This window comes from Alkalihalobacillus sp. MEB130, from assembly GCF_032335535.1.
Classification (GTDB): Bacteria; Bacillota; Bacilli; order Bacillales; family Bacillaceae_D; genus Halalkalibacter.
Genome location: NZ_JAOANA010000016.1, coordinates 30,323 through 51,713 on the forward strand (window position 1 = coordinate 30,323; position 21,391 = coordinate 51,713).

Consider the following 21,391-nt stretch of genomic DNA (forward strand, 5'->3'; position numbering starts at 1 on the left):
AAGGCGGTATCCCTAAGGTCATTTTCACCTTTTTGGGATACCGCCTTTTCTGTCTTATTATTGTTTATGATGAGCTGGTTCTTCTTCTATTTGGCTCTCACTCAGATGCGCTTGTACAGCTTCAAGTTTCCCTTCCATAGACGATACTTTATCACGACGATCATCAATACGAATATTTGTTGCTACTCGCTTTACTCCATGTTTGAAAGGAACTTCGTGAATGGCTTGTATCACTTCAAATAAAACTGGTAGTTCTCCTTCAATTAAAGTACTCATTGGGGTTAACTGATAGGTGATTCTACCTTCAAAAGACTGTAACACCTCTTGAATTTCCGCTACATACTTGCTTACGCTCGGAGTTTCTGTACCGATTGGAATCACTGTTACATCTACAATTGCCATATGTTTTTCCTCCTTCTTCTTTTTCGGACGCTTCACTTTCAGTCTGTCTGGAAATTCTTCTGCAGCTAATTTGCGATAGGACTCGATTGATGCAATCATATGCGCACGATCCGGCTCTAGTGTTGTTACATTGGTTTGCAACCAATAAGATACCGTTAATATGACCTTTTTTACCATTCCAAATCCTTTTATCTCCATTGCCTTTTGAATTATTGGAATGACCAACAAACTACTGTACGATGCTACCTCTAGAGAGAAAGCAACTCTCCCAGTTAGGACAAGAAACAGAATAAATAACATGACAACACTAAGAAAATAAATAACAACAACATTCGTTGAACAATTTCTGTTTGTAATACTTGCTTTTCCAATTTGCAACAATCGAGTTCTTCTAATCACTCCTTTATCACTAAAAACTTTGTGTTCAGCTCCATGGTATTTCCTTAACTGCCTTGGAAAGATAAAATGAGTCCCAAACATATAATAGAATAAGAAGTAATAGGGCAGTCCATTCCAAACAAAAGGATACCAAATACTCAATAATTTTGGGACAAACACTAAACCAACGTATAGAATCGTTAGGCCTTTAAACCACAAAGGCATAGACCAGATAATTTGTTTCATCATAAGAGTAAATGTAGCTGGACTAATTGGCTTGATCCAACTTTTTAGTCGGTCTCGCTCATGATACGCGCATGCAACATGTTGTTTCCCTATATAAAAAATACCTTTTTGATAGGACAGTCCTCTTATTTTCATGCACAGACCTTCCTTCTATACTAGTTACTCAGCTCGGTTACTAATTCTTAATCCCCAATGGGGAACATTTGCTGCACCTGTAAAGGTAGGTGACGACAATGATGCATCTGTTTTTTCAAGTGGAGCGTGGTCGGTCCACGTATGAATAAGGGTCAATATCACATCTTCCCCTTCGATATCCTCCCCTGCCAGGTTTACTTTCAGTCGACCAACATTGCCATAACTTTCATGCTCAACAAGCTTGTTTGAGAAAGGAAAAATAATTCCGTTTTCAACGACTGTACCTTTTGTTTCTTCAATGGTACGATCGGCATACAATAATTCTAGCTGACCTTGCTCTACCACAATATCTGTACGAGGTGTCATTGTATTTTTCTCCATTACGACAACCCCAATATAATCTTCTCCATATAATCCTTCTGCTGGCATAACGGTCCAGTCCCAATTTGCCGTAATTTCTATCCCTTGATCAGTCTCTCTAGTATCTAATTGAAAATCAATTACATTTTGCAATTCTTCATTTGTTATTGCTTCAGAACCTTGCAAAAATTGATATCCTCCGATTATCATAATCACGGCTAAAATAGCGGGGAGAATCAATACTGGTTTATTTCCACGAAACATGTTTCTTCTTCCTTCCTAGTCACAATAATCTGTTACTCATATACTAAACGATACATGCAAATGAGTAAACGAACAAGTAAATAATAATAAACAGCCAACTAGAATGATCCAGTTGACTGCTTGGTTTTTATTTTAGGCTTGTTCGATAAGCAGCATGGTTGGTTGGACCAATCCCACGCCCAATTTCTAAAGAATTAGAAATAGCAGCCGTTATGAACGCTTTCGCTGTTTCTGTTGCCTCTTTAATAGGAGCACCTTTAGCTAATTCAGCTGCAATGGCAGCAGCAAATGTGCAGCCTGTTCCATGTGTATGTTTCGTTTGAATTCGTTCAACTTCTAATTCATGTATGTTCTCACCATCATATAATAAATCAACAGCTGGCCCTTCCTCTAAATGACCACCTTTTAACACGACATAGCGAGGCCCAAGTGTATGCAGATCGAGAGCAGCTTGTTTCATTTCCTCTAGGGTTCTCATTTCATCTCGTTCAAGTAGCTTTGCAGCCTCAGGTAAATTAGGTGTAATCACAGTTGAAAGAGGAAGCAAATGATCTCTAAGAGCATTTATGGCTTCTTCTTGAAGCAGCGAGGCGCCTCCTTTTGCGATCATAACTGGATCCACAACAACATGCTTCACCTCATACTCTTTCAACTTATTAGCGACAAGTGTAATAATTTCTGCAGAAAAAAGCATACCCGTCTTAACTGCATCTGCACCAATATCAGACAAAACAGCATCCAGCTGTGCTTCAATGGCTTCTAGTGTCTGCGGAAAAACACCATGTACACCAAGAGTATTTTGAGCAGTTAGAGCCGTAATAACACTCATTCCAAACGTATGTAACTCTTGAAACGTCTTTATATCTGCTTGTATTCCGGCTCCACCACCACTATCTGAGCCGGCTATTGTTAGTGTTTTTGCTAAACCCATTTGAGTCTCCTTTCTTGTTGTCAAACAAACGGTTTACATAAAACGTTCTGGCTTACATGAGGCAAGCGGTGCATACGCTTCTTTTTCATCTAACAAATCTGCAACAGCCACAGCTGTAATCGGACTAAGTAAGATTCCATTGCGATAATGTCCAGTTGCAAAGACAACTTGCGAAGCTCCCTCCAGCTTGCCTATAAGTGGAAAGCCGTCCTGTGTTGCCGGACGCAAACCAGCCCATGTATGAAATGGATTCATATCAGCCAAGAAAGGAAACACCTGTTTATTCCAATTGGTTAGACGTTGGATCCCTTTGTCAGTTACATCCGTCTTAAATCCTGCAATATCTTCAGAGGCTCCATTGACCAACGTACCATTCCCCTTTGGAACTAGATAACCTTGACTTGTATAAACAATATGCTTTACTTGATCTACCGGAACGTCATACGCGCAAATTTGGCCACGTATTGGATAAACAGGAATTCGGATACCAAACACATCTTCTAATTCATTCGACCATGCTCCCGAACAGACAATAAGTCTTTCCCCTGTAAATTCCTTTCCTTCCTTCGCTCGAACGGTAATAGATTGTTTAAAATCAACCACCTCTACTGCTTCAAGGTGCTCATGAATTTTTACCCCGTTACGCCTACATGCAGCTTCAAGAGCCTTAACATAATCAGGTGCAAACACATGACTTTCCTCAGGATAATACATCGCTGCTTTTATATCCTTGGATAAAGTTGGCTCCATGTCCCAGAGGCGCTCACCAGAAATTAATTCGGTTTCTGCCCCCCATTCACTTTGCCACGATTGTCTTGTTTCAAGAGCGAGGACATCCGCATCATGATAAACTGCATGCAGACTACCACTTTCTGTATATTCAAAATCTAACTTTGATATTGCTTTCACATCAGCTTGCCACGTTTTATACATCCGAAGGCTGTCTAAACAAAGCTTAAAAAAGTCATCGGGGTCTTCACCAATTTCTGAATAAGGAGCTAACATCCCTGCTGCGGCTCCTGATGCTTGTCCACCACAACTTGTTTTTTCTAACACTGTCACATCATAGTTGCGTCGACTGAGCTCAAAGGCTGTTGCAAGACCTATGACGCCTCCTCCTAAGATAAGTACCTTCTCTTGCATATTCTCCCCCCTACTAACCTACTACTTTGAAACAAATTCAGTTAGCCCACTACTAGCTGTAGCATATTTTTTCTTCTGAATTCTGCCTGCTTCATACGAAAGCCTACCAGCTTCAATCGCATATTTCATCGCCGAAGCCATCTTCACTGGATCCTTTGCCTTTGCAACAGGTGTATTCATTAACACACCATCGGCTCCTAATTCCATTGCTTGTGCCACATCCATCGCAGACCCTAATCCCGCATCGACAATAATGGGAACATTGGCTTGCTCCGTAATAAGTTGTAAATTATATGGATTTAAAATACCTAGCCCTGTTCCGATTGGAGCTCCTCCCGGCATGACTGCTGCAGCTCCGGCTTCTTCTAGACGTTTACAAAGCACAGGATCATCCGATGTATACGGCAAAACAACGAACCCTTCTTTTGCCAAGACCTCTGTAGCTTTTAACGTTTCTATTGGATCAGGAAGTAACGTCTTCTCATCAACACTAATCTCAATTTTTATCCAATCACTTAATCCTGAAGCCTTAGCAAGCCTTGCAATCCGAATGGCTTCTTCAGCTGTTTTTGCTCCTGATGTGTTCGGCAGGTAAGTAAAAGACATACCTTCTAAATGTTGTAAAATGGCATCCTCATTTGGAGCACCTAAATTGACTCGCCTAATGGCAAATGTTAACACTTCAGCTCCTGATGCTTTAATTGCTTCATTTTGAACAAACGGATTTGGATACCTGCCCGTTCCTATAAAAAAGCGTGAAGATAACTCTTTTCCTGCGATTGTTAATTTTTTCTGTTTCACTTCATCCACCTCCTACAAATTGGACTAATTCAATTTTCATGCCATCCTTTAATTCAGTAACAGACCAGTTTGATCGTTCAATAATGTTTCCATCAACTTCTGTTACAACTAGTTGTGGATCAAGCTCGAAATAGGAAATAACTTCTTCTAGAGTTGACACCTCAACTTGATGTTCTTCGCCGTTAATAATTAAATTCATATTTATTACACCTCCTGCTTTTGTAAGATACGCGTAAATTGTTGACAAACCCCTGTAATATCGTCAGCTCCTACAATTTCTGATATCATACAGATCCTTGTTGCACCTGCGTCTAATACTTGATCGACATTATGCAATTTAATTCCACCAATGGCTACAAAAGGTATCGTAATCTCTTTTACGACTTGCTGAATATATGTGGTAGTAACAGGATCAACGACATCGACTTTGCTATTCGTATGAAAGATTGGCCCTACTCCAATATAATCTGCACCACCAGCCTCAGCCTCACGGGCTTCTTCAATCTTATGAGTGGAAATTCCAATAATTTTTTCTGGTCCCATAATTTTTCTTACATCTGCAAGTGGCAAATCATCTTGTCCTACGTGAATCCCATCCGCATCAACAGCAAGAGCCACATCAATATGATCATTAACGATAAACAGCACATCATGCTTCTTCGTTAATTCTCGTAGCGCTCTTGCCTTTTTCAATACTTCTCTTTTGCTACTTGTCTTATCTCGAAGTTGAATAATATCAACCCCACCAAGGATTGCTTCTTCCATCACTTCTACTACATCTCTACCTTGATGAAATTCTTCTCCAGTAATTGCATATAACCTAAAATTTCTCATAAATACCCACCTTTTCCAATAAATCAAAAAAGCCGCATCCGAACATACGGAATACGGCTCAGGCGACTTCCCTACGCTGGCGTGATCCAGATCAGGTACAAGGGTTTCTCTCAGCCCGATATCGGACACCCCTAGTCTTTAAACATACATAACGATTGATAACTTTTATTATGACACACAGAATAAAAAAAGCAAGAGTACAAGTAGGATCAATCCTATTCTTCTAAAAGAGGAACAAGTGTCCCTTCTTTTATATCAATGACATTTCCTAATCGCTCTCCTACTAATAAAAAGGAACCTTCAGGAGATATACTTATTGGAACTTGCCTCTCAACTGTCGTTAATCTCTCTTCAGCATCAGCTTCGACATTGTAAGCAAAGAGTTCATATCCATCTGTATAACTAAAGAAATCACTACTATACTTTGGACGTAAATAATAAAAGATTCCATGTTTGTCATCATACGAATAAAAGGGAATCCACCACTGTTCGGAATATGTGTTAAGGATAGGCATCTCAATTTGTCGATATGGTTCCTGTTCCTTATAAAAGGTATAGGTCGAATATAAATCGTACACTGTTTCAACTGTTACAGAAAGAGAAAGTTCATCAGGAAAGCTCATATAGGCAATAACAGCATCTTTCCATTTTTTCATGTCCCCACTGTCTACATTGACTTCATATAAAGGTGCCTGAAAATGAGGCTCAAGCTCTTCCCATTTCAAGTACCCTACCTGATTAGCAGAAATCCATTGAATATACGACTGTTCAAGAAAAATATCCTTTATTTTTGCATCAGCAACATTGACTACATAAGTGTCGAATTCCCAATCTGGCAAGTACGCTACCATAATGAATGTACCCAAATCATACGGGTTCCAATAAATAACATATTCTTCACCATAATCTTTTATCGTTTGCAAAATTTCTCCTCTGTCATTCATGACGACAAGATGTGTCTCGTTTTCTAATGTAACATGTTGGAAGGCGAATAAGGAATAATCTGCATTTGGCCTTACATCCATGATCCAGCCCTCAACTTCAAGAAAGCTAGTTGTCTCTCCGGTAAGCAAATGATACAGGTAGAGATTTGATTGTTCTTCCTGTTCGACCAAATACAATACTCTATTATCATCAAACCAACCAACAACCTCTGTGATCGCTACCTCATTTTGAATCGGGGCAATTGTTGAACCAGTAAAGAATGCATTTGGAACATCTCGCTTGATTGGTTGCTCCTCGAACCTTTTTGGCAACGGCTTACTCTCTAAGGGAGCTTGGGTACATGATGAAACAATTAATAGAGTTGCTATATATAATAAAATACGTTTCATTCTCCCCTCTCCCCTTTACAAAATTTCTCCTCTAGTATTAGACGTATTTCCACTTCATCTCGTTTCACAATTTTTTCATTTCAATAAAAAAAATGATCTTAGTAAGACGCTGGCACTGAAAAGAACTATTCTTTGCTTTTAGTACCTTGATGTGAGAGGTGTTACACACCTAAAAGCCTTCTACGAGTGATTTTCTCATAGAAGGCGCGCAACATGCGGATCCTTTGCTGCTTAATCTAGGCCCTATAAAAGGTAACTCTTCTTCAATAATGGCCTCGAGTTTCACCTTTTTCAGTCGTCTACATTACTTCATTAAATCCCTTTATTATAGCGTAGAATTATATTTTGTGAAATAAAAAATCATGATTATGTTCCATCAATGAATCTGGATCCAGCAATTCCTGGATTTGTCATTTCTTTAGGATCCAAAATCTCGTTCAATTCCTCTTCTGACAATATTCCTCTCTCAAGACAGATTTCTCGAATAGGTCGATTCGATTGAATTGCCTCTTTTGCAACCCTTGAAGCAACCTCGTAGCCAACATGCGGATTAATGGCCGTTACTATTCCAACACTACGCTCAACCATCTCCTTGCAATGTTCTACGTTTGCTGTAATTCCATCAATTGCAAATTTCCTAAAGACGCTTATTCCATTCTGCAAAATAGAGAAGGACTGTAACAAGTTAAAGACGAGCACTGGTTCCATCACATTTAATTCTAGTTGACCTGCTTCAGAGGCAAGAGAAATAGTATGGTCATTACCAATTACTTGGAATGAGATTTGATTGATTACTTCACACATAACCGGGTTCACTTTTCCAGGCATAATAGAGGATCCAGGTTGCCTCGGTGGAAGATTGATTTCGTTAATTCCTGTCCTAGGTCCCGAGCTCATAATACGTAAATCATTTGCCATTTTAGATAAATTAATCGCCATGATCTTCAAAGCACTAGAAACTTCCGTATATGCGTCTGTATTTTGTGTCGCATCCACCAAATCATCTGCTGTTCTAAATGGATAACCGGTTATGTCAGCTAAGTAGGTAGCCACTTTCTTAATATATTCTGGCTTTGCATTCAAACCTGTTCCTACTGCTGTTGCTCCCATATTTACTTCATAGAGATGCCCAGTAGACCTTTTAATTCGGCCGAGATCTCGAGTAAGAACTCGGCAATACGCACCAAATTCTTGTCCCATTCTTATTGGTACCGCATCTTGTAAATGAGTTCGCCCCATTTTAAGTACATCATCAAACTCTTCTTCTTTTTCCTTTAATGATTGAATTAATTCTTCAAGTTCTTTTGTTAACCCATCAGCTAAACGAAGAGCTGCTATATGAATCGCTGTAGGAAAAGCGTCATTGGTAGACTGAGCCATATTTACATGAGTGTTAGGACTAACTCTCATGTATTCTCCTTTCTTCCCCCCAAGTAACTCAATCGCTCGGTTCGCAATTACTTCGTTTGCATTCATATTAAACGACGTCCCGGCCCCACCTTGTATTGAGTCAACGATAAACTGATCTTGAAACTTCCCATGTATAATATCATTTGCTGCTTCAATTATAGCGTCGGCAATATTAACTGTAAGAACCCCAACATCACGATTTGCCATGGCCGCTGCTTTTTTAACATAGCCGAAAGCACGGACCAATTCCGGGTGCGGCGGATATCCAGTAATAGGAAAATTCTCTCGAGCACGCATCGTTTGAATTCCGTAATAAGCTTCCTTTGGTACTTGTTTTTCTCCGAGTAAATCCCGTTCTGTCCGGTATTCTGACATCCACATCTTTCTCCTTTTGGGTGCTTAAATCAGATAACATTATCCTTTGTCCATTTTATGTACTTGGCACTGGCATGTGAATGTTATCTTTACTTTTGTAACACACATCCTCTAAAAAAACCACTGAAATAGTAGTAACATGATTTCCTTAGGTCATTGTGTAATTGGGATAAAGGTTAGAATATTAGCATGGTGCAGTCAGGCCATTCTTATTACTATAATCCTCTATAACTCAATAACTAAGCATTTCTACACTTGCTTCTTTTCATTTTGTAAAATGAGTAACCCTTGTAGATACACATCTTTTTCAATCATTTTCCATTCATGTAACTCTCTTAATTCTTCTTCCATTAATGTTAAATCCAAAGACCGATCACGAGTATAAACAATCGATCCGTACTTTTTCAATAGCTGTCTAACATCATACACCGTCTTCAATGTATTCACCTCAAATTCATTATAACAGCTTCAAAACTGTTACGAAAAGAAGCCATACAAGAGGTGCAAAAGATATATAGGAATACTTCCAAAAAACTTGACGTATTTGCATCTGTACAAACACACCTAACCCTAGGGCACCCGTAAACAAAAAGGAGGCAGTGATAGTAAAGAAGGTTCTAAACTCTAATAACCCCCACTCAAGTCCCATAAGAAAAAATAACAAAGCTAGCACCGAAAGCAAAATTCGATCTTCCGGATGAAAGAACCCAAAAGTGGGATGAAATCGACTAAAACATGCCACAATAAATAATAAGGCCAGAATGGAAAGAACGATTTCAATAAATCGAATATTCATCCAACCTGTCATAAACATACCAGTAATCATCCCTATATAACCTAAAAACAAGAAAAATAATGAAAATAGTAACAAATGAAATGGGCGAATCGGATCTCGTGGAGCGGCCAAAAGTCCACCTATTGTTAATCCTACAGTAAAAACAAATACTAAGATTACAATAACAAACCACATAACAAACACCAACCTCCTATTACACATCTAGTGACAAAATTCGTAAAGCTTCAACGGATTATCTTTTAAGATTTTGTTCTTATGCTATGATATGTATGAATAACGCAAATAAGAAGGACAAGGAGAAACTTGTTCAAGTTAATTCGAAATGAGGAAGTCAAATGGATCAAAAAGTAAAAGATATTATTGATCGTGCCATCTATGGTGCACCTGAAATAAAGCCAGAAGAAAGAAATTTATTTTTAACAACAATCGTGGAGAGAATTTATATAGCTTTGACAAAAAAGCAGGTGATTCACAAAGGAATGTATTCAGAAGTAGTAGCAATGATAAAACAAGAAAAAAATGCTCATTTATATGTAAATGGTAACCTTTCCTATAGCAATTATTCAAATTACATTCAAGAGGCAAACAAAGCAGGTATCCGTTTTACCATTGTCACACCACAAAAACAAACCCCATTTGGTCTTGTCCTTGCTCATGAATCACAAGCAATTGATCGAACAGACATCTTTGTAAAAGATGACCTATATGAATTAGATATGGACGATACACTTCAACTATAAAAATGAAGCCACGCTTAAGAGGGCACTAAAAGAAGTGCCCTTCTTTTGTGCCCTCACGTTTTACTTTTTGTCTCTTATCGATCCGGATCATTCGGATGAATGGCCGATGGTCTTTGTTTTTTTAATGGCATCGCTGTTCTAAAAAGGACATCCTTTAATGCTTTCGCATTAAACGGCAGAAACGGCCACATATAAGGGGTCCCTAAAGATCTTAAATGTACAAGCATGATGATCCAAACTGTTATGCCAACAACGAAACCCGCTACTCCAAAGAGTGCCGAGAACATTAGAAATGCTACTCTAATTAATCGATTAGCAAGACTCATCTCATAACTTGGTGTAGCAAACGTTCCTACAGCTGCAACCGCTAAATAAAGAACAACTTCCGGTGAGAATACACCAACATTTATAGCAACTTCTCCTATTAAGAGCGCAGCGACTAATCCAAGTGCTGTAGCTAAGGCATTTGGGGTATGTATAGCCGCCATTCTCAGCATCTCGATTCCGATTTCGGCGATAAGAAATTGAGCAAACAGAGGAACGGTTCCCTCTTCCTGCTCTCCAATAAAATTTAGTGCAGCAGGAGCAAGACCGTCATTCGTTGCAAGTAAGTACCAAAGAGGTAGCAAAAAAAGAGATGCCCAAACGGCCGCATATCGTACGATTCGCAAACTTGTCCCTACGATTGGTTTTTGACGATATTCTTCAGCATGCTGCATATGATGCCAAAATGTTGTTGGCGCTATCATCACACTTGGAGACCCGTCTACCATAATGATGACATGACCTTCAAATAAATGACTAGATGCAACATCAGGTCGTTCAGTGTAACGAACCATAGGGTATGGATTATAATGATGACCAAAAATAAATTCTTCAATCGTCTTATCTGCCATAGATAATCCATCAGTATCAATTTTCTCTAACGATTCTTTTATTTGTTTCACGTATTGTTCATCAGCAATATCAGCAATGTACGAAATGGCTACGTCAGACTTTGAACGACGTCCGACGGAAACATATTCCACCCTCATCGTTCTATCTCTTATTCGCCTACGCATTAACGCAGCATTCATAACAAGCGTTTCAACAAATCCATCCTTGGATCCTCGAATGACCTTCTCAGTATCTGGTTCCTCTGGACCTCTAACTGGATATTCTCTTGTATCAATGAGAATAACTTGGTCTATTCCTTCCACAACAAGTGCTGCCGGTCCCGCCAATACTTGATCAACCACATTATCTAAGTCATCGGTAGCTTCAATTTCAGCATAAGGAATATACGTCTTCATTAATTTATCGAGGGGTTTGTCAGATAAATCAGACGCTTTTAAACGAATTAACTCACGCTGAATTTGGGTAATCGCTTGGTCCTTACCAAACCCATCTACAAGAAAAAGAGACATCTCTCTTTCTCCATATTCTAATTCTAAATGTACCAAATCAAAGCTATCATCAACAGCTAGTTCTTTTTTCAAAAATTCAATATTATCATTGTAAATAATCGTGACTGGATTTTTCACTTTATTAGCGCTCATATCATCACCTCCAATTCCTTTACATTATTTGTTTGTTTCTCTATTTCCATTCACATGAAGGCATAATCGATTCTGTTTGTACATATAAATGTGTCAAACTGTTTGTCCATTGGAGGCAGAACGATGAATAAATGGAAACTTTCAATTCTTTTATTACTATCATCATTTTTTGTAGGACTTTTTCTAGTCATTACGATTAAGCCTGAGCCCTTACGTGACGCCCTTATTTTTTTTCCACTTGATCCAAATGCAACTTTTGATGAAGCCACATCCAAAGTCGAGTTTCAATCGATTGAAGATGAGGATGAATATATTTTGGATTGGAGTGTCACATCCATGCTGAATCAATCAGCCTATCTAAGACAAGACGTATCACTTTTATTTGAGGATGGCTACTTAAAAGATACGTTATCAACATGGCGCGAGGATACGGATACGATTGAAATGGAAAAAGATATCAAATCTGATGATAGTGGCCATTATCGCGTTGTCACGTTTCACCACGCGGAATTACATTATCCAAATGATGAAATTAGAAGTGCACAGAAACTAAGCTTTGATCAGTTGTATGTAATTGACTCCCCACTCAGTCCGTTGCATTCATTCCGAACCCCTCAAACAGAAGAGGAAAAAGAAAGCAAACGAATATTGGACTATATTCTTATGCAGCAACAGGAGTATGATTGGGATGCTTTATTCGAGTATTATAATATTCCTAAAGATCGATACTTGCGCATCCCCTTAACAGATTTAGTTCAGTATGAAGAGCAACCGATTCCCGGATTAACAAAAGAACAGACCGCTCAATTTCTTGGCGGCCTGTGGGAAGGATTGTATAAAAATTATGTGCTAGGTATCACGAAGCAAGATGGTACAACTGTTAGTCCTATTGGAAGTACAGTTCCTGTCATTCTTGTACCAGACACAGCTGATCATTTTTTTGTCTTGTTTAGAACATCTGATGGTGAACCAATTCAACTTTTACAAACGATTCAAGATTAATTAATTTACGTGATCAACATTCAACCTTTCTTGCAAATCGAGGTATGTCTCGTCAGGATAAAGATCCACCGCTCGGTTCAGCGAAGCACGAGCTTCCTCGATTTGGCCAAGTTCTAGGTAAATGAGAGACAAATTATAATGTGCCTCATGAAAATCTCCTCGCTCTTCTATCGTTGTTACTAGAAGCTCTTTCGCTACCTCATAATTTTCAAACATAGCTTCAGCATAAGCTAATAAAAAGTAAGCTTCCGGCATTTCTACTCCTTCATCCACTGCTTTTTTCAAAAATGGATAAGCAGATTCAACATCTTCTTTTTGTAAATATTCTTGACCGATTTGCAACTCTAAAATAGGAGAAATAGCTTTTCTATCATTTTCCATCCCAAACCAAAATAACCCTAGTAACAAACAACTAGTTGTAATAAAAGCGGTGATTTGTCTCCAAGGTTTCTGATGCTTTGGCAAATGAACGATACTAGCAGCTAGAAAACCACCAATTAACCCTCCAATATGAGCTCCATTATCCACCATAGGCACAGCAAAGCCAAAGATCAAGTTAATCGCTAATATAGATAATAAACTTTTTCCCATCGTTCGAAAAAAAAGCTTTCGATAGATTGTTCCGAAATACAACAATGCCCCAAAGCAACCAAAAATAGCTCCTGAAGCACCTGCTGCGACTTGTTCATTAAACGCAAAACTCGCTATTGAACCGGAGAGACCTGCAATGAAATAAATGAAAAGAAAACGCAAGGTCCCGTACATTCTTTCGACGGCACTACCTAGAAAATACAAAGCTAACGAATTCATAAACAAGTGCAAAAACCCAATATGTAAAAACATTGCTGTTACAAGCCTCCACCATTCTCCTGCAATGATATACGGATTGTACTTTGCTCCAAACTCAATGAGAGTTAAAACAGACGTGCTTCCACCTTCTTGCTCTAACAGATAAAACATAAACGCAATACTTATCAAAAGGAAAATAGTTAAAATTGGTTTTCCATATAAAAACAAAGCTCTTTCTTTCTTCTCTCGATCGTTTGTCACTTTGCGTATTTGTTCTTTTACATTCATGATGGTCATTTCTACTTCTTCAATGTTTTCACTTAAAGGAACTTCTTGTAAGGAAAGTTGCTGAATATTTGCCTTATGATAAACAGAAGTCTGAACGATAGTTTTCTTCTTTTTACTTTCAAAATAAGGTTTTTTTACATCTTCCCAATCATCGATTGGCGGATAATGACTTATATAAATGTTCTCTCCTTTTATTTCCCGAAGACGCAAATGGCGGCGAACACGTTCAAACTGCTTTACAGACTCTTGGACATCTCGTCGTAACCATTGTGCAAAATCTATATCAGCCCTTACAATACGAAAAATACGTCTTGGTTTTGATTCTTCATTTTCTAACCAAACTTCATACGAGTTTCTATCGAGAACTCGATATCCTTTTTCAAAGACAAATTGATGGATCAATCTCCAAAAAAAATAATCTTGTAGCAAACGATCCATTTCATTCCTCCTTTAAAACCTCTTTTATAGTATAGTATAGCAATCATTTTCTTTTCTAGAAGGAAAAAGACAAAGGGTCTGTCTTTTAGATGCCAAACCACTCTAGAAGACAGACCCTTATATCTTATTAAAAATTCTCTTGTGGTCGGTTGGATTGAAATACCGAACCAAGTACCTTATCACGGATAAATGGAATTTGCATTGCAAACATCACTGCTAACTTCCGCAACATTTTACGGCTTAAAAAAGCATTAATCACACGATAACGGTACTTATAAGCAAAATACATGGAAAAAACAAGTGATAGAATTGAAATGAGACGTTGTAACATGATCATCCCTCCTCTACCTTAATGTGCCTGTGATTTCGTTTTTTATCCATGTAAAAAGGAAAGTGAAGCAATTGATTACGTTAGTTGATTTACTGGTTTCATCGCCTCTTTTAAAACTGATGCTGAATGATGAAGCTTTTTTAGTTCGTCTTCATTTAAATTTAATTCAAGAACGTCACGTATCCCTTTTCGATTGACAACTGCAGGTACACCAATATACACATCTTCTAGTCCATATTGACCGTTAAGCAATGTTGAAATAGTCAAGACCGAATTTTCATTTCGTAAAATTGCCTTCGTTAAACGTACTAACCCCATTGCTATTCCATAGTACGTTGCACCTTTGCGTTCAATAATATGATAAGCAGCATCACGAACATTTGTAAAAATCGTATCCAACTCATTCATATTCACATGATTATCTTCTTCAACATAATTTAAGATCGGCTTCCCACCTATATCTGCATGACTCCAAACAGGCAACTCCGTATCTCCATGCTCGCCCATAATATAAGCATGAACATTACGAGAATCAACATCGAAATATTGCCCTAACAAAAACCGAAATCTTGCTGTATCTAATATGGTCCCTGAACCAATTACTCGTTCCATTGGCAAACCAGAAAATTTCCAAGTTGCATAAGAAAGAACATCTACAGGATTCGTTGCGACAAGGAAGATACCGTCAAAACCACTATCCATAACAGAACCAACAATGGTTTTGAAAATCTTGGAGTTCTTTTCAATTAAATCAAGCCTTGTTTCACCAGGACCTTGGTTTGCCCCTGCCGTTATGACAACAATATCAGCTTGTTTGCAATCTTCGTACGTTCCCGCCCATATTCTCATCGGTGAACCAAAAGGCATACCATGGTTTAAATCCATCGCGTCACCTTCTGCTTTCTCCTTATTTAAGTCTACCAGGACGAGCTCATCAACTACTTCTTGATTAAGAAGGGCATACGCATAACTAGAACCAACAAACCCAGTTCCAATCACGACCACTCTTGTTCCCTTTCCTTTTTCCTCCATTTAGACAACACCTTTCTTCCGGGTCTATCCCCCAAATAATAGGAAACATTCACCTTAAGCGTTACCCTCCAATATATTTACTATACAGAGTTTTCGCTCTTGAAATATCTTCTGTCCCTTGCACTAGCACTCTTCCATCAGGAAATAGTACTAGTTTTTCTCCTTCATGAAGATGGACTCTAAGTAAAAACGGAGTTAATTTAATTTCGGAAATCGATTCTAACTTCTTGGCCCAAACATTCAAATCAAATTCTTCCTTACGCTGTATTTGGACCGTTTCTCTCCCGCAAAGAGTCGTCACATGATCTTCCTCTTCTACTAGTGCCGGATATTCATGCTTTTGACATGTAGGACATGACGGTTTAGCCTTATCCATTTTCAATTCAAATTGATGATTTTTCCAAATGTCAAAACTTCGTAGTGTCCCCCTGAGTGATGACTCATCCCCTACTAAATATTTTAAAACTTCCACTACTTGATACGAGGCGACAATATCGACAACTGGACTTATAACACCTATCGTATCACATGTTTGCCCCGTACCTTCTCCTGGATTAATAAAGCAACGTAAACAAGGAGTTTTTCCAGGAATAAATAAAGCTGACATTCCTCTAGAACTAACAGCTCCACCGTAAGCAAATGGAATGCCATATTTAAAACACATATCGTTTAGGAGAAAACGTGTTCGAAAGTTATCCGTTCCGTCCAATACGATATCAATTCCCTCTAATAAGCTCGGTAAATTATCCATAGTGACATCCGTAACGTACGCTTCTATTTTTACTGCTGAGTTAATAGCTTTTAGCTTCTGTTCTGCTGCAACAGCTTTTGGTAAACTTTCATTCACATCTTTTTCATCAAATAGCATTTGCCTCTGCAAATTACTCATTTCAACATAATCTCGATCTGCCAACCTCACTAGCCCTACTCCGGCTCGTACAAGATGATTAGCTAAAACCGTACCTAACGCACCTACACCCACAATTAAAACTGACTTTCCAGCCAGCTCTTTCTGTCCTTTTTCACCTATTGGTGAAAAACGCATTTGCCTTGAATAGCGTTCTAATTTGTCTTGTTCCATTTTTTCCTCCTTATAAAAACAACCAAGCAGCAAGTATGCCTATGATTGCACCAAAACTAGTGCAACCAAAATTAACAAAGTCATTATTCATCCAGCTTTTACCTTTTATTTGTATCGTCTTTTTGTTACAGTGAAATCTTCTTTCTGTTTCAATCGAACACTGAGAACAGCGATAGACTACTTGCCAAACTCCACCAAGTACTGTATCAAATAAATTACCGAGAAACCCAGCTAAAGTCAAAATGATTAGTGAAACATAAATAGAAGAAAATGTTCCTGACCAAAGAAAAATGGAAAATATAACAATAAATAAACTTCCAGCAAAAGCAGCAATAGAACCAAGGATTGTAATAGCTCCTGACGTTCCAGGTGGAACTCGTGTCCATTCAATTAAGTGAAGTGGCAGTTGCTTACTGTGTACACCAATTTCTGAAGCCCAAGTATCTGAATTGGCTGCAGCCAAACTAGCAACAAACCCGCAAATGAAAAGCTCCGATGGGAAAATAAAATAAACGATGGCTATTATAGCAGAGACTCCTCCATTAGCAAGAACTTGAGTTGCGTCCCTTCGTTGTCCTTTGTCCACAATTCCTAAATCTTTTTTTGAAGATGCAATCGATCCTATTATCATTGAACTAAAAAAAAATGCCCCAAGTAACAACAAACCAAATAACCCTAGACCAATTGAGATCAAACTCCCTACAACTACAGCGGTAATTGCACCTGAGAAAGTTAACTTTTTCTTGTAATAAGCTAACAAGGCGATGAGTACAACCCCGAAAAGCAATAATATAATCAACAATAAAACCCTTCTGGAGTAACAACGTAATCCACTTTACAATCATGCGATTCAATAGGGATCGTTGAGATCATTTGACATGGAAAGGCTAGAGCAATCGTTGTTGCTTGAGCGCAGGCAAGAAACCGATCATAAAATCCCCCTCCGAATCCTAATCGTGCTCCTTTTTTATCAAACGCCAGACCAGGAACAATAATTAAATCAATCTCTCGTTGTTGAATAAGAGAGCATTTTCTTGGGTCAGGTTCTTTTAACTCATATGGACCTTCTTCAAGTTGGTCAAAACTAGTTAGTTCATAAAATGTCATTTCTCTCGTGTTGAAATTAGCTCGAGGCACAACAACTGTTTTCCCTTGTGCCCAAGCATTCTCAATTAGAAAATATGTATCAACTTCTTTTCCACGTGAAATAGTTAATGCAATTGCCTCTGCTTCTTGCCAATAACTAGATGCAATTAAGTGGTTGGCAATCTTTTTTGACCATTCTCTCCATTGATTAGAGGAGATATCCTCTAGCAATTGACTTACTTTTTTTCTAACTTCTTTTTTCGTTTCCAAGACTTCACCCACTTCTCCGTTAGTAATGAATACGCCCTCATAGAAACAAATAAAAAAAGAAAAAAGCAGCGGATAAATCCAGCTGCTTACTTTGTTTCGCGATGTAACGTATGACGCTTTAATCTTGGGCTGTATTTTTTAAATTCAATACGCTCAGGATTTGTACGTTTATTTTTTGTTGTAATATAGTTACGATCTCCTGTTTCAGTGCAAGCAAGAGTTACTTGTACACGCATTTGCTATCCCTCCAAACTGTGCTTACTTCATACTTGAATATGATAGCAAATCTTTTCGTTTCAATCAAGTAGTTTTTCTTTACAGTATTTGTTTTGTTACTTGTCTTAGTTGATCTGAGCGTATTTGTTTGTCATGCTTAAAAAATACCTCTTCTTGTGATTCACCAGTTATCTCCCACATCCGCCCATACGTTTCTTGCCAAGGAGCTAGTTGTAGTCTTGTAACAACCATGCTTTCATGCCCTTCTTGACATAATGGAGAAAGGGCTAATTTCCCTTCTTTTTCAGACCAAATCTGTTCTTTTTTGCCTACAGATAACTGGCTTTCTTTTTCTTGAAAGAAATTAGCTGCAAATAGTGTTAAATCTCTCTCACCATAATGGATAATGGCCTGTTTGCTAGGAGAAACAAACGCTATATTTTTCTCTGTATTGATCATACGTTGCTGATGGACCACAAACTTAATATCCATGTTCTCGCTAGATTGGTTTTTAGTAATAAATGTATAGACCATACTATTTTCATCTTTTTTCCATTCTTGCAAGATTGTAATTTGTATTTTCCATTCTTTATGAAAGGCAACAATAATAGAAAGGGCACTGCCACGTTCTTGCCTAGGTGACAGATCCCAGTTTTTACTGTTCAACCATGAAAATTTCCCGTTAACCCAAACACCTACACTTTTTAAAAAGTGATAATAATTCTTTTTGAAAGAAATCATATTAGGAAGTTTGCTGTTTAATAACATTAATTTGTTCAATGTACTCACCTGCCAGTTGTTTTGCATGTGCTCCATCACTAGATTGAGCATAGACGGTAAATGTTCCTTTTTCTTGGTCTGGAACGATAAAGGTCCAGCTTCCTTCTGTATGGCGCACTTTCATTCCGTCAATTAATTCTACATCTTTCCCTTTTAATGATTCCATCAATTTTCGCATGACAATTCCCTTTTGCTGTGTTTTGCATGTTACTTCTTGTTTATAAATTGACTGCGATGGAAGTTGGTTTATGACACCTGAAAGCGTTTGGCCATTTTTAATTAAGTAATTAAATAAATGTACAATCGCAAAAGGCGCATCATATGCCATCATTTGTACACTTCCTTCAGTTTCCATCATGGCTCTAGCCGACGTTTTTGTTCGAATGAGCTTTCCGTCATAACTAGAAGCAATCTCTTCTAAAGCACTGCCCCCATAAAGAGGTACAGCCAATTCTGACCTCGTTCCATTTTCGAGTTGTAAATAGATAAATAGCATTAATTGTTCTTCTTCTGATAGCAACTGACCATTTTCATTCATTAAACTAATGAATTCGCCACTTTCACCAACCATTATTCCTAAGTCCGCTTTTTGTTTTACTACTAAATCGCTCATGTTCTCTACATCAATACGTTCAGGTGCTGTATGAACGGTACAACCAAACTGTTTAAGAAGCTTTGTAAACATAGCAGGATTGTTTTTTGACTCTTCATGAAGAACAATGGTTAAGTTTTTGGCTTTTATTACTTGTGTATCTACCTGATTAAACAAGTCTGAAAGATACCTTGCTTCTAGTTGATGATCAATTTCATATTTCCCTACATAATCAAATGCTACCCTGCGGTATGAATGGAAAGCGAGAATTTGTTCCAACTCTTTCTGTTCAGACGATCCAATTGGTAGTCCCTCTTCATTGAAGAACTCAATTACTAATTGCTTTTCCTGACTCTTATCAGCTAGTCTGATATAGATACCACCTTGTGCATCTGTTATTTCCACACTATATCTAAGTACTGGTAACATCGTCTGTCCTAGTTCAACAACTTGGATACCTGTAGCTTGAAGACTTTGAATTAGTGATAGTTTCATAACTTGAGAAAAAGAATGGCTGTCGCTAGCAACAAAAACTTTTTCACCTTGGTTCTGCAACGTCCCATACGCTGCTCCTAGTTTAGAAGCTTCTTCTGGAGTCATTTCAATGTTAGCCACTCCAATAGAACGATGGCCTTTCAGTAATGATTTTGCACCAACCTCATTCCATACATATGATTCTGGAACTGTTGTTGCTTCTTCCACTCTTTTGTATGGCCAGATTTTAACATCTGGTTGAACTCTGGCATGTTCTCCAATAATCGTATTATGACCCACCACTGCATCTTCAAATAAAGAAGCTCTTGTGCCAACCGTTACACCTTGACACAGTGTTGCCCCTCTTACCTCACTATCATCACCAACATATATTCCATCCCACAAAACAGAGCGTTTAATGGATGCACCATTCGATACCGTCGACCCTGCACCAATAATAGAATGTTGTCCTAAGTAAGCACCTGATCTAATAATGGAATTCGATCCGATTGATACTGGTCCTTCAAGTTTTACACCATCTTCAATAATGACATTTTCGCCTACCCATACGCTAGGTTCAATCTCTGTACCCGTAATCGAAGCAGTAAGCTGACCACTTAATATATCACTTTGAGCTTGACGGTATTGTTTTAAATTACCAATGTCAGACCAATATCCTTCCGCTGCGTATCCAAATAATGGTGATTGATCCGCTAATAGTTGAGGAAATACATCTTTACTAAAATCTACTACTGTATCTTCTTTAATATAGGAAAATATTTCTGGATTCATAATATAAATCCCTGTATTCACGGTGTCACTAAATACTTCACTCCAACTAGGCTTTTCCAAAAAGCGGACAATCCGATCTCTTTCATCTGTCATGATGACACCAAACTCTAATGGACATTCTACTTGCTTCATAAAAATAGTAACAAGGCTATCATTTTGTTCATGAAAACTAATTCCAGATTGAAGATTAAAATCTGTTAAAGCATCACCACTCACAACGACAAAAGGTTCATCTAAGAATTCTTCCGCTTGTTTTACACTACCTGCAGTGCCCAAAGGTGTTGTTTCTTCAAAATAGTGCAATTTGACTCCAAATTTTGATCCGTCACCAAAATAATCTTTTATAACATTAGACAAATATTGAACCGTTACAGCGATTTCTGTAATACCATACTTCTTTAAAAGTTCAATGCTATATTGCATAACCGGTTTTTGAATTAGTGGAACCATTGGTTTTGGTACATTACAAGTTAATGGGCGGAGTCTTGTTCCTTTTCCTCCTGCCATGATGACACCTTTCATATAATAGCCTC

At 38.1% G+C, this 21,391-nt stretch carries 23 protein-coding genes, 1 pseudogene and 1 riboswitch; of the genes and pseudogenes, 2 read left to right on the forward strand and 22 right to left on the reverse strand.

What is annotated here, in order from left to right:
• Positions 1-57: 57 nt before the first annotated feature.
• From N0O92_RS15945 to N0O92_RS16000, 12 genes and pseudogenes are all read right to left on the reverse strand, one after another.
• Positions 58-402, reverse strand: a complete 345-nt coding sequence (locus N0O92_RS15945) for an MTH1187 family thiamine-binding protein (RefSeq protein WP_315615742.1) — start codon at positions 400-402, stop codon at positions 58-60.
• Between the two features lie 75 nt (positions 403-477).
• Positions 478-1,161 (reverse strand): annotated as a pseudogene (locus tag N0O92_RS15950) (DUF1385 domain-containing protein); the annotation flags it as partial.
• 24 nt (positions 1,162-1,185) lie between these two features.
• Entirely contained in the window at positions 1,186-1,785 is a 600-nt protein-coding gene (locus N0O92_RS15955; RefSeq protein WP_315615661.1) for a hypothetical protein, read from the reverse strand.
• Positions 1,786-1,912: 127 nt separating this feature from the next.
• Positions 1,913-2,716, reverse strand: a complete 804-nt coding sequence (thiD, locus tag N0O92_RS15960) for a bifunctional hydroxymethylpyrimidine kinase/phosphomethylpyrimidine kinase (RefSeq protein WP_315615662.1) — start codon at positions 2,714-2,716, stop codon at positions 1,913-1,915.
• Positions 2,717-2,749: 33 nt separating this feature from the next.
• Positions 2,750-3,859 (reverse strand): glycine oxidase ThiO, encoded by a 1,110-nt coding sequence (gene thiO, locus N0O92_RS15965; RefSeq protein ID WP_315615663.1) that lies wholly within the window; start codon positions 3,857-3,859, stop codon positions 2,750-2,752.
• 21 nt (positions 3,860-3,880) lie between these two features.
• Complete coding sequence (locus N0O92_RS15970) at positions 3,881-4,660, reverse strand: thiazole synthase (RefSeq protein ID WP_315615664.1); 780 nt, start codon at positions 4,658-4,660, stop codon at positions 3,881-3,883.
• A gap of 1 nt (position 4,661) precedes the next feature.
• Positions 4,662-4,859: a sulfur carrier protein ThiS gene (gene thiS / locus N0O92_RS15975; RefSeq protein WP_315615665.1), complete on the reverse strand. Its 198-nt coding sequence runs from the start codon at positions 4,857-4,859 to the stop codon at positions 4,662-4,664.
• 5 nt (positions 4,860-4,864) lie between these two features.
• Complete coding sequence (thiE, locus tag N0O92_RS15980; protein ID WP_315615666.1) at positions 4,865-5,494, reverse strand: thiamine phosphate synthase; 630 nt, start codon at positions 5,492-5,494, stop codon at positions 4,865-4,867.
• Between the two features lie 51 nt (positions 5,495-5,545).
• Positions 5,546-5,637, reverse strand: a riboswitch (TPP riboswitch).
• Between the two features lie 72 nt (positions 5,638-5,709).
• Positions 5,710-6,828: a YqgU-like beta propeller domain-containing protein gene (locus N0O92_RS15985; protein ID WP_315615667.1), complete on the reverse strand. Its 1,119-nt coding sequence runs from the start codon at positions 6,826-6,828 to the stop codon at positions 5,710-5,712.
• 366 nt (positions 6,829-7,194) lie between these two features.
• Positions 7,195-8,613 carry an aspartate ammonia-lyase gene (gene aspA / locus N0O92_RS15990; protein WP_315615668.1) on the reverse strand — a complete coding sequence of 473 codons (1,419 nt, stop codon included), beginning with the start codon at positions 8,611-8,613 and terminating at the stop codon, positions 7,195-7,197.
• A gap of 249 nt (positions 8,614-8,862) precedes the next feature.
• Entirely contained in the window at positions 8,863-9,060 is a 198-nt protein-coding gene (locus N0O92_RS15995) for a YqgQ family protein (RefSeq protein ID WP_315615669.1), read from the reverse strand.
• Positions 9,061-9,070: 10 nt separating this feature from the next.
• Entirely contained in the window at positions 9,071-9,583 is a 513-nt protein-coding gene (locus N0O92_RS16000; protein ID WP_315615670.1) for a hypothetical protein, read from the reverse strand.
• Between the two features lie 161 nt (positions 9,584-9,744).
• On the opposite strand from N0O92_RS16000, the gene N0O92_RS16005 reads away from it, so the two are divergent.
• Positions 9,745-10,149 (forward strand): YueI family protein, encoded by a 405-nt coding sequence (locus N0O92_RS16005; protein WP_315615671.1) that lies wholly within the window; start codon positions 9,745-9,747, stop codon positions 10,147-10,149.
• A 74-nt stretch (positions 10,150-10,223) separates the two neighbouring features.
• On the opposite strand, the gene N0O92_RS16010 is transcribed toward N0O92_RS16005, so the two are convergent.
• Positions 10,224-11,687, reverse strand: coding sequence for a spore germination protein (locus N0O92_RS16010; protein WP_315615672.1), 1,464 nt, complete (start codon positions 11,685-11,687; stop codon positions 10,224-10,226).
• A gap of 123 nt (positions 11,688-11,810) precedes the next feature.
• On the opposite strand from N0O92_RS16010, the gene N0O92_RS16015 reads away from it, so the two are divergent.
• Complete coding sequence (locus N0O92_RS16015; protein ID WP_315615673.1) at positions 11,811-12,689, forward strand: hypothetical protein; 879 nt, start codon at positions 11,811-11,813, stop codon at positions 12,687-12,689.
• Here the strand turns inward: N0O92_RS16015 and N0O92_RS16020 are convergent, their stop codons facing one another.
• The 9 genes from N0O92_RS16020 to N0O92_RS16060 all read right to left on the reverse strand — a co-directional run bounded on the left by N0O92_RS16020 (position 12,690) and on the right by N0O92_RS16060 (position 21,380).
• Positions 12,690-14,204, reverse strand: a complete 1,515-nt coding sequence (locus tag N0O92_RS16020) for a rhomboid family intramembrane serine protease (protein ID WP_315615674.1) — start codon at positions 14,202-14,204, stop codon at positions 12,690-12,692.
• A 127-nt stretch (positions 14,205-14,331) separates the two neighbouring features.
• Positions 14,332-14,535: a sodium:proton antiporter gene (locus N0O92_RS16025; RefSeq protein WP_315615675.1), complete on the reverse strand. Its 204-nt coding sequence runs from the start codon at positions 14,533-14,535 to the stop codon at positions 14,332-14,334.
• 75 nt (positions 14,536-14,610) lie between these two features.
• Positions 14,611-15,567: an L-lactate dehydrogenase gene (locus tag N0O92_RS16030; protein ID WP_315615676.1), complete on the reverse strand. Its 957-nt coding sequence runs from the start codon at positions 15,565-15,567 to the stop codon at positions 14,611-14,613.
• A gap of 61 nt (positions 15,568-15,628) precedes the next feature.
• Positions 15,629-16,648, reverse strand: a complete 1,020-nt coding sequence (locus N0O92_RS16035) for a ThiF family adenylyltransferase (RefSeq protein ID WP_315615677.1) — start codon at positions 16,646-16,648, stop codon at positions 15,629-15,631.
• A 10-nt stretch (positions 16,649-16,658) separates the two neighbouring features.
• On the reverse strand, positions 16,659-17,450 hold the full coding sequence (locus tag N0O92_RS16040) for a DUF92 domain-containing protein (protein ID WP_315615678.1): 792 nt from the start codon (positions 17,448-17,450) through the stop codon (positions 16,659-16,661).
• Positions 17,444-18,004 carry a 5-formyltetrahydrofolate cyclo-ligase gene (locus N0O92_RS16045; protein ID WP_315615679.1) on the reverse strand — a complete coding sequence of 187 codons (561 nt, stop codon included), beginning with the start codon at positions 18,002-18,004 and terminating at the stop codon, positions 17,444-17,446. The genes N0O92_RS16040 and N0O92_RS16045 overlap by 7 nt, the downstream gene beginning before the upstream one ends.
• Positions 18,005-18,090: 86 nt before the next feature.
• Positions 18,091-18,240: a 50S ribosomal protein L33 gene (gene rpmG / locus N0O92_RS16050; RefSeq protein ID WP_034624960.1), complete on the reverse strand. Its 150-nt coding sequence runs from the start codon at positions 18,238-18,240 to the stop codon at positions 18,091-18,093.
• Positions 18,241-18,319: 79 nt separating this feature from the next.
• Positions 18,320-19,000, reverse strand: coding sequence for a hypothetical protein (locus tag N0O92_RS16055; RefSeq protein ID WP_315615680.1), 681 nt, complete (start codon positions 18,998-19,000; stop codon positions 18,320-18,322).
• Positions 18,963-21,380: a sugar phosphate nucleotidyltransferase gene (locus N0O92_RS16060; protein ID WP_315615681.1), complete on the reverse strand. Its 2,418-nt coding sequence runs from the start codon at positions 21,378-21,380 to the stop codon at positions 18,963-18,965. The genes N0O92_RS16055 and N0O92_RS16060 overlap by 38 nt, the downstream gene beginning before the upstream one ends.
• Positions 21,381-21,391: the final 11 nt, after the last annotated feature.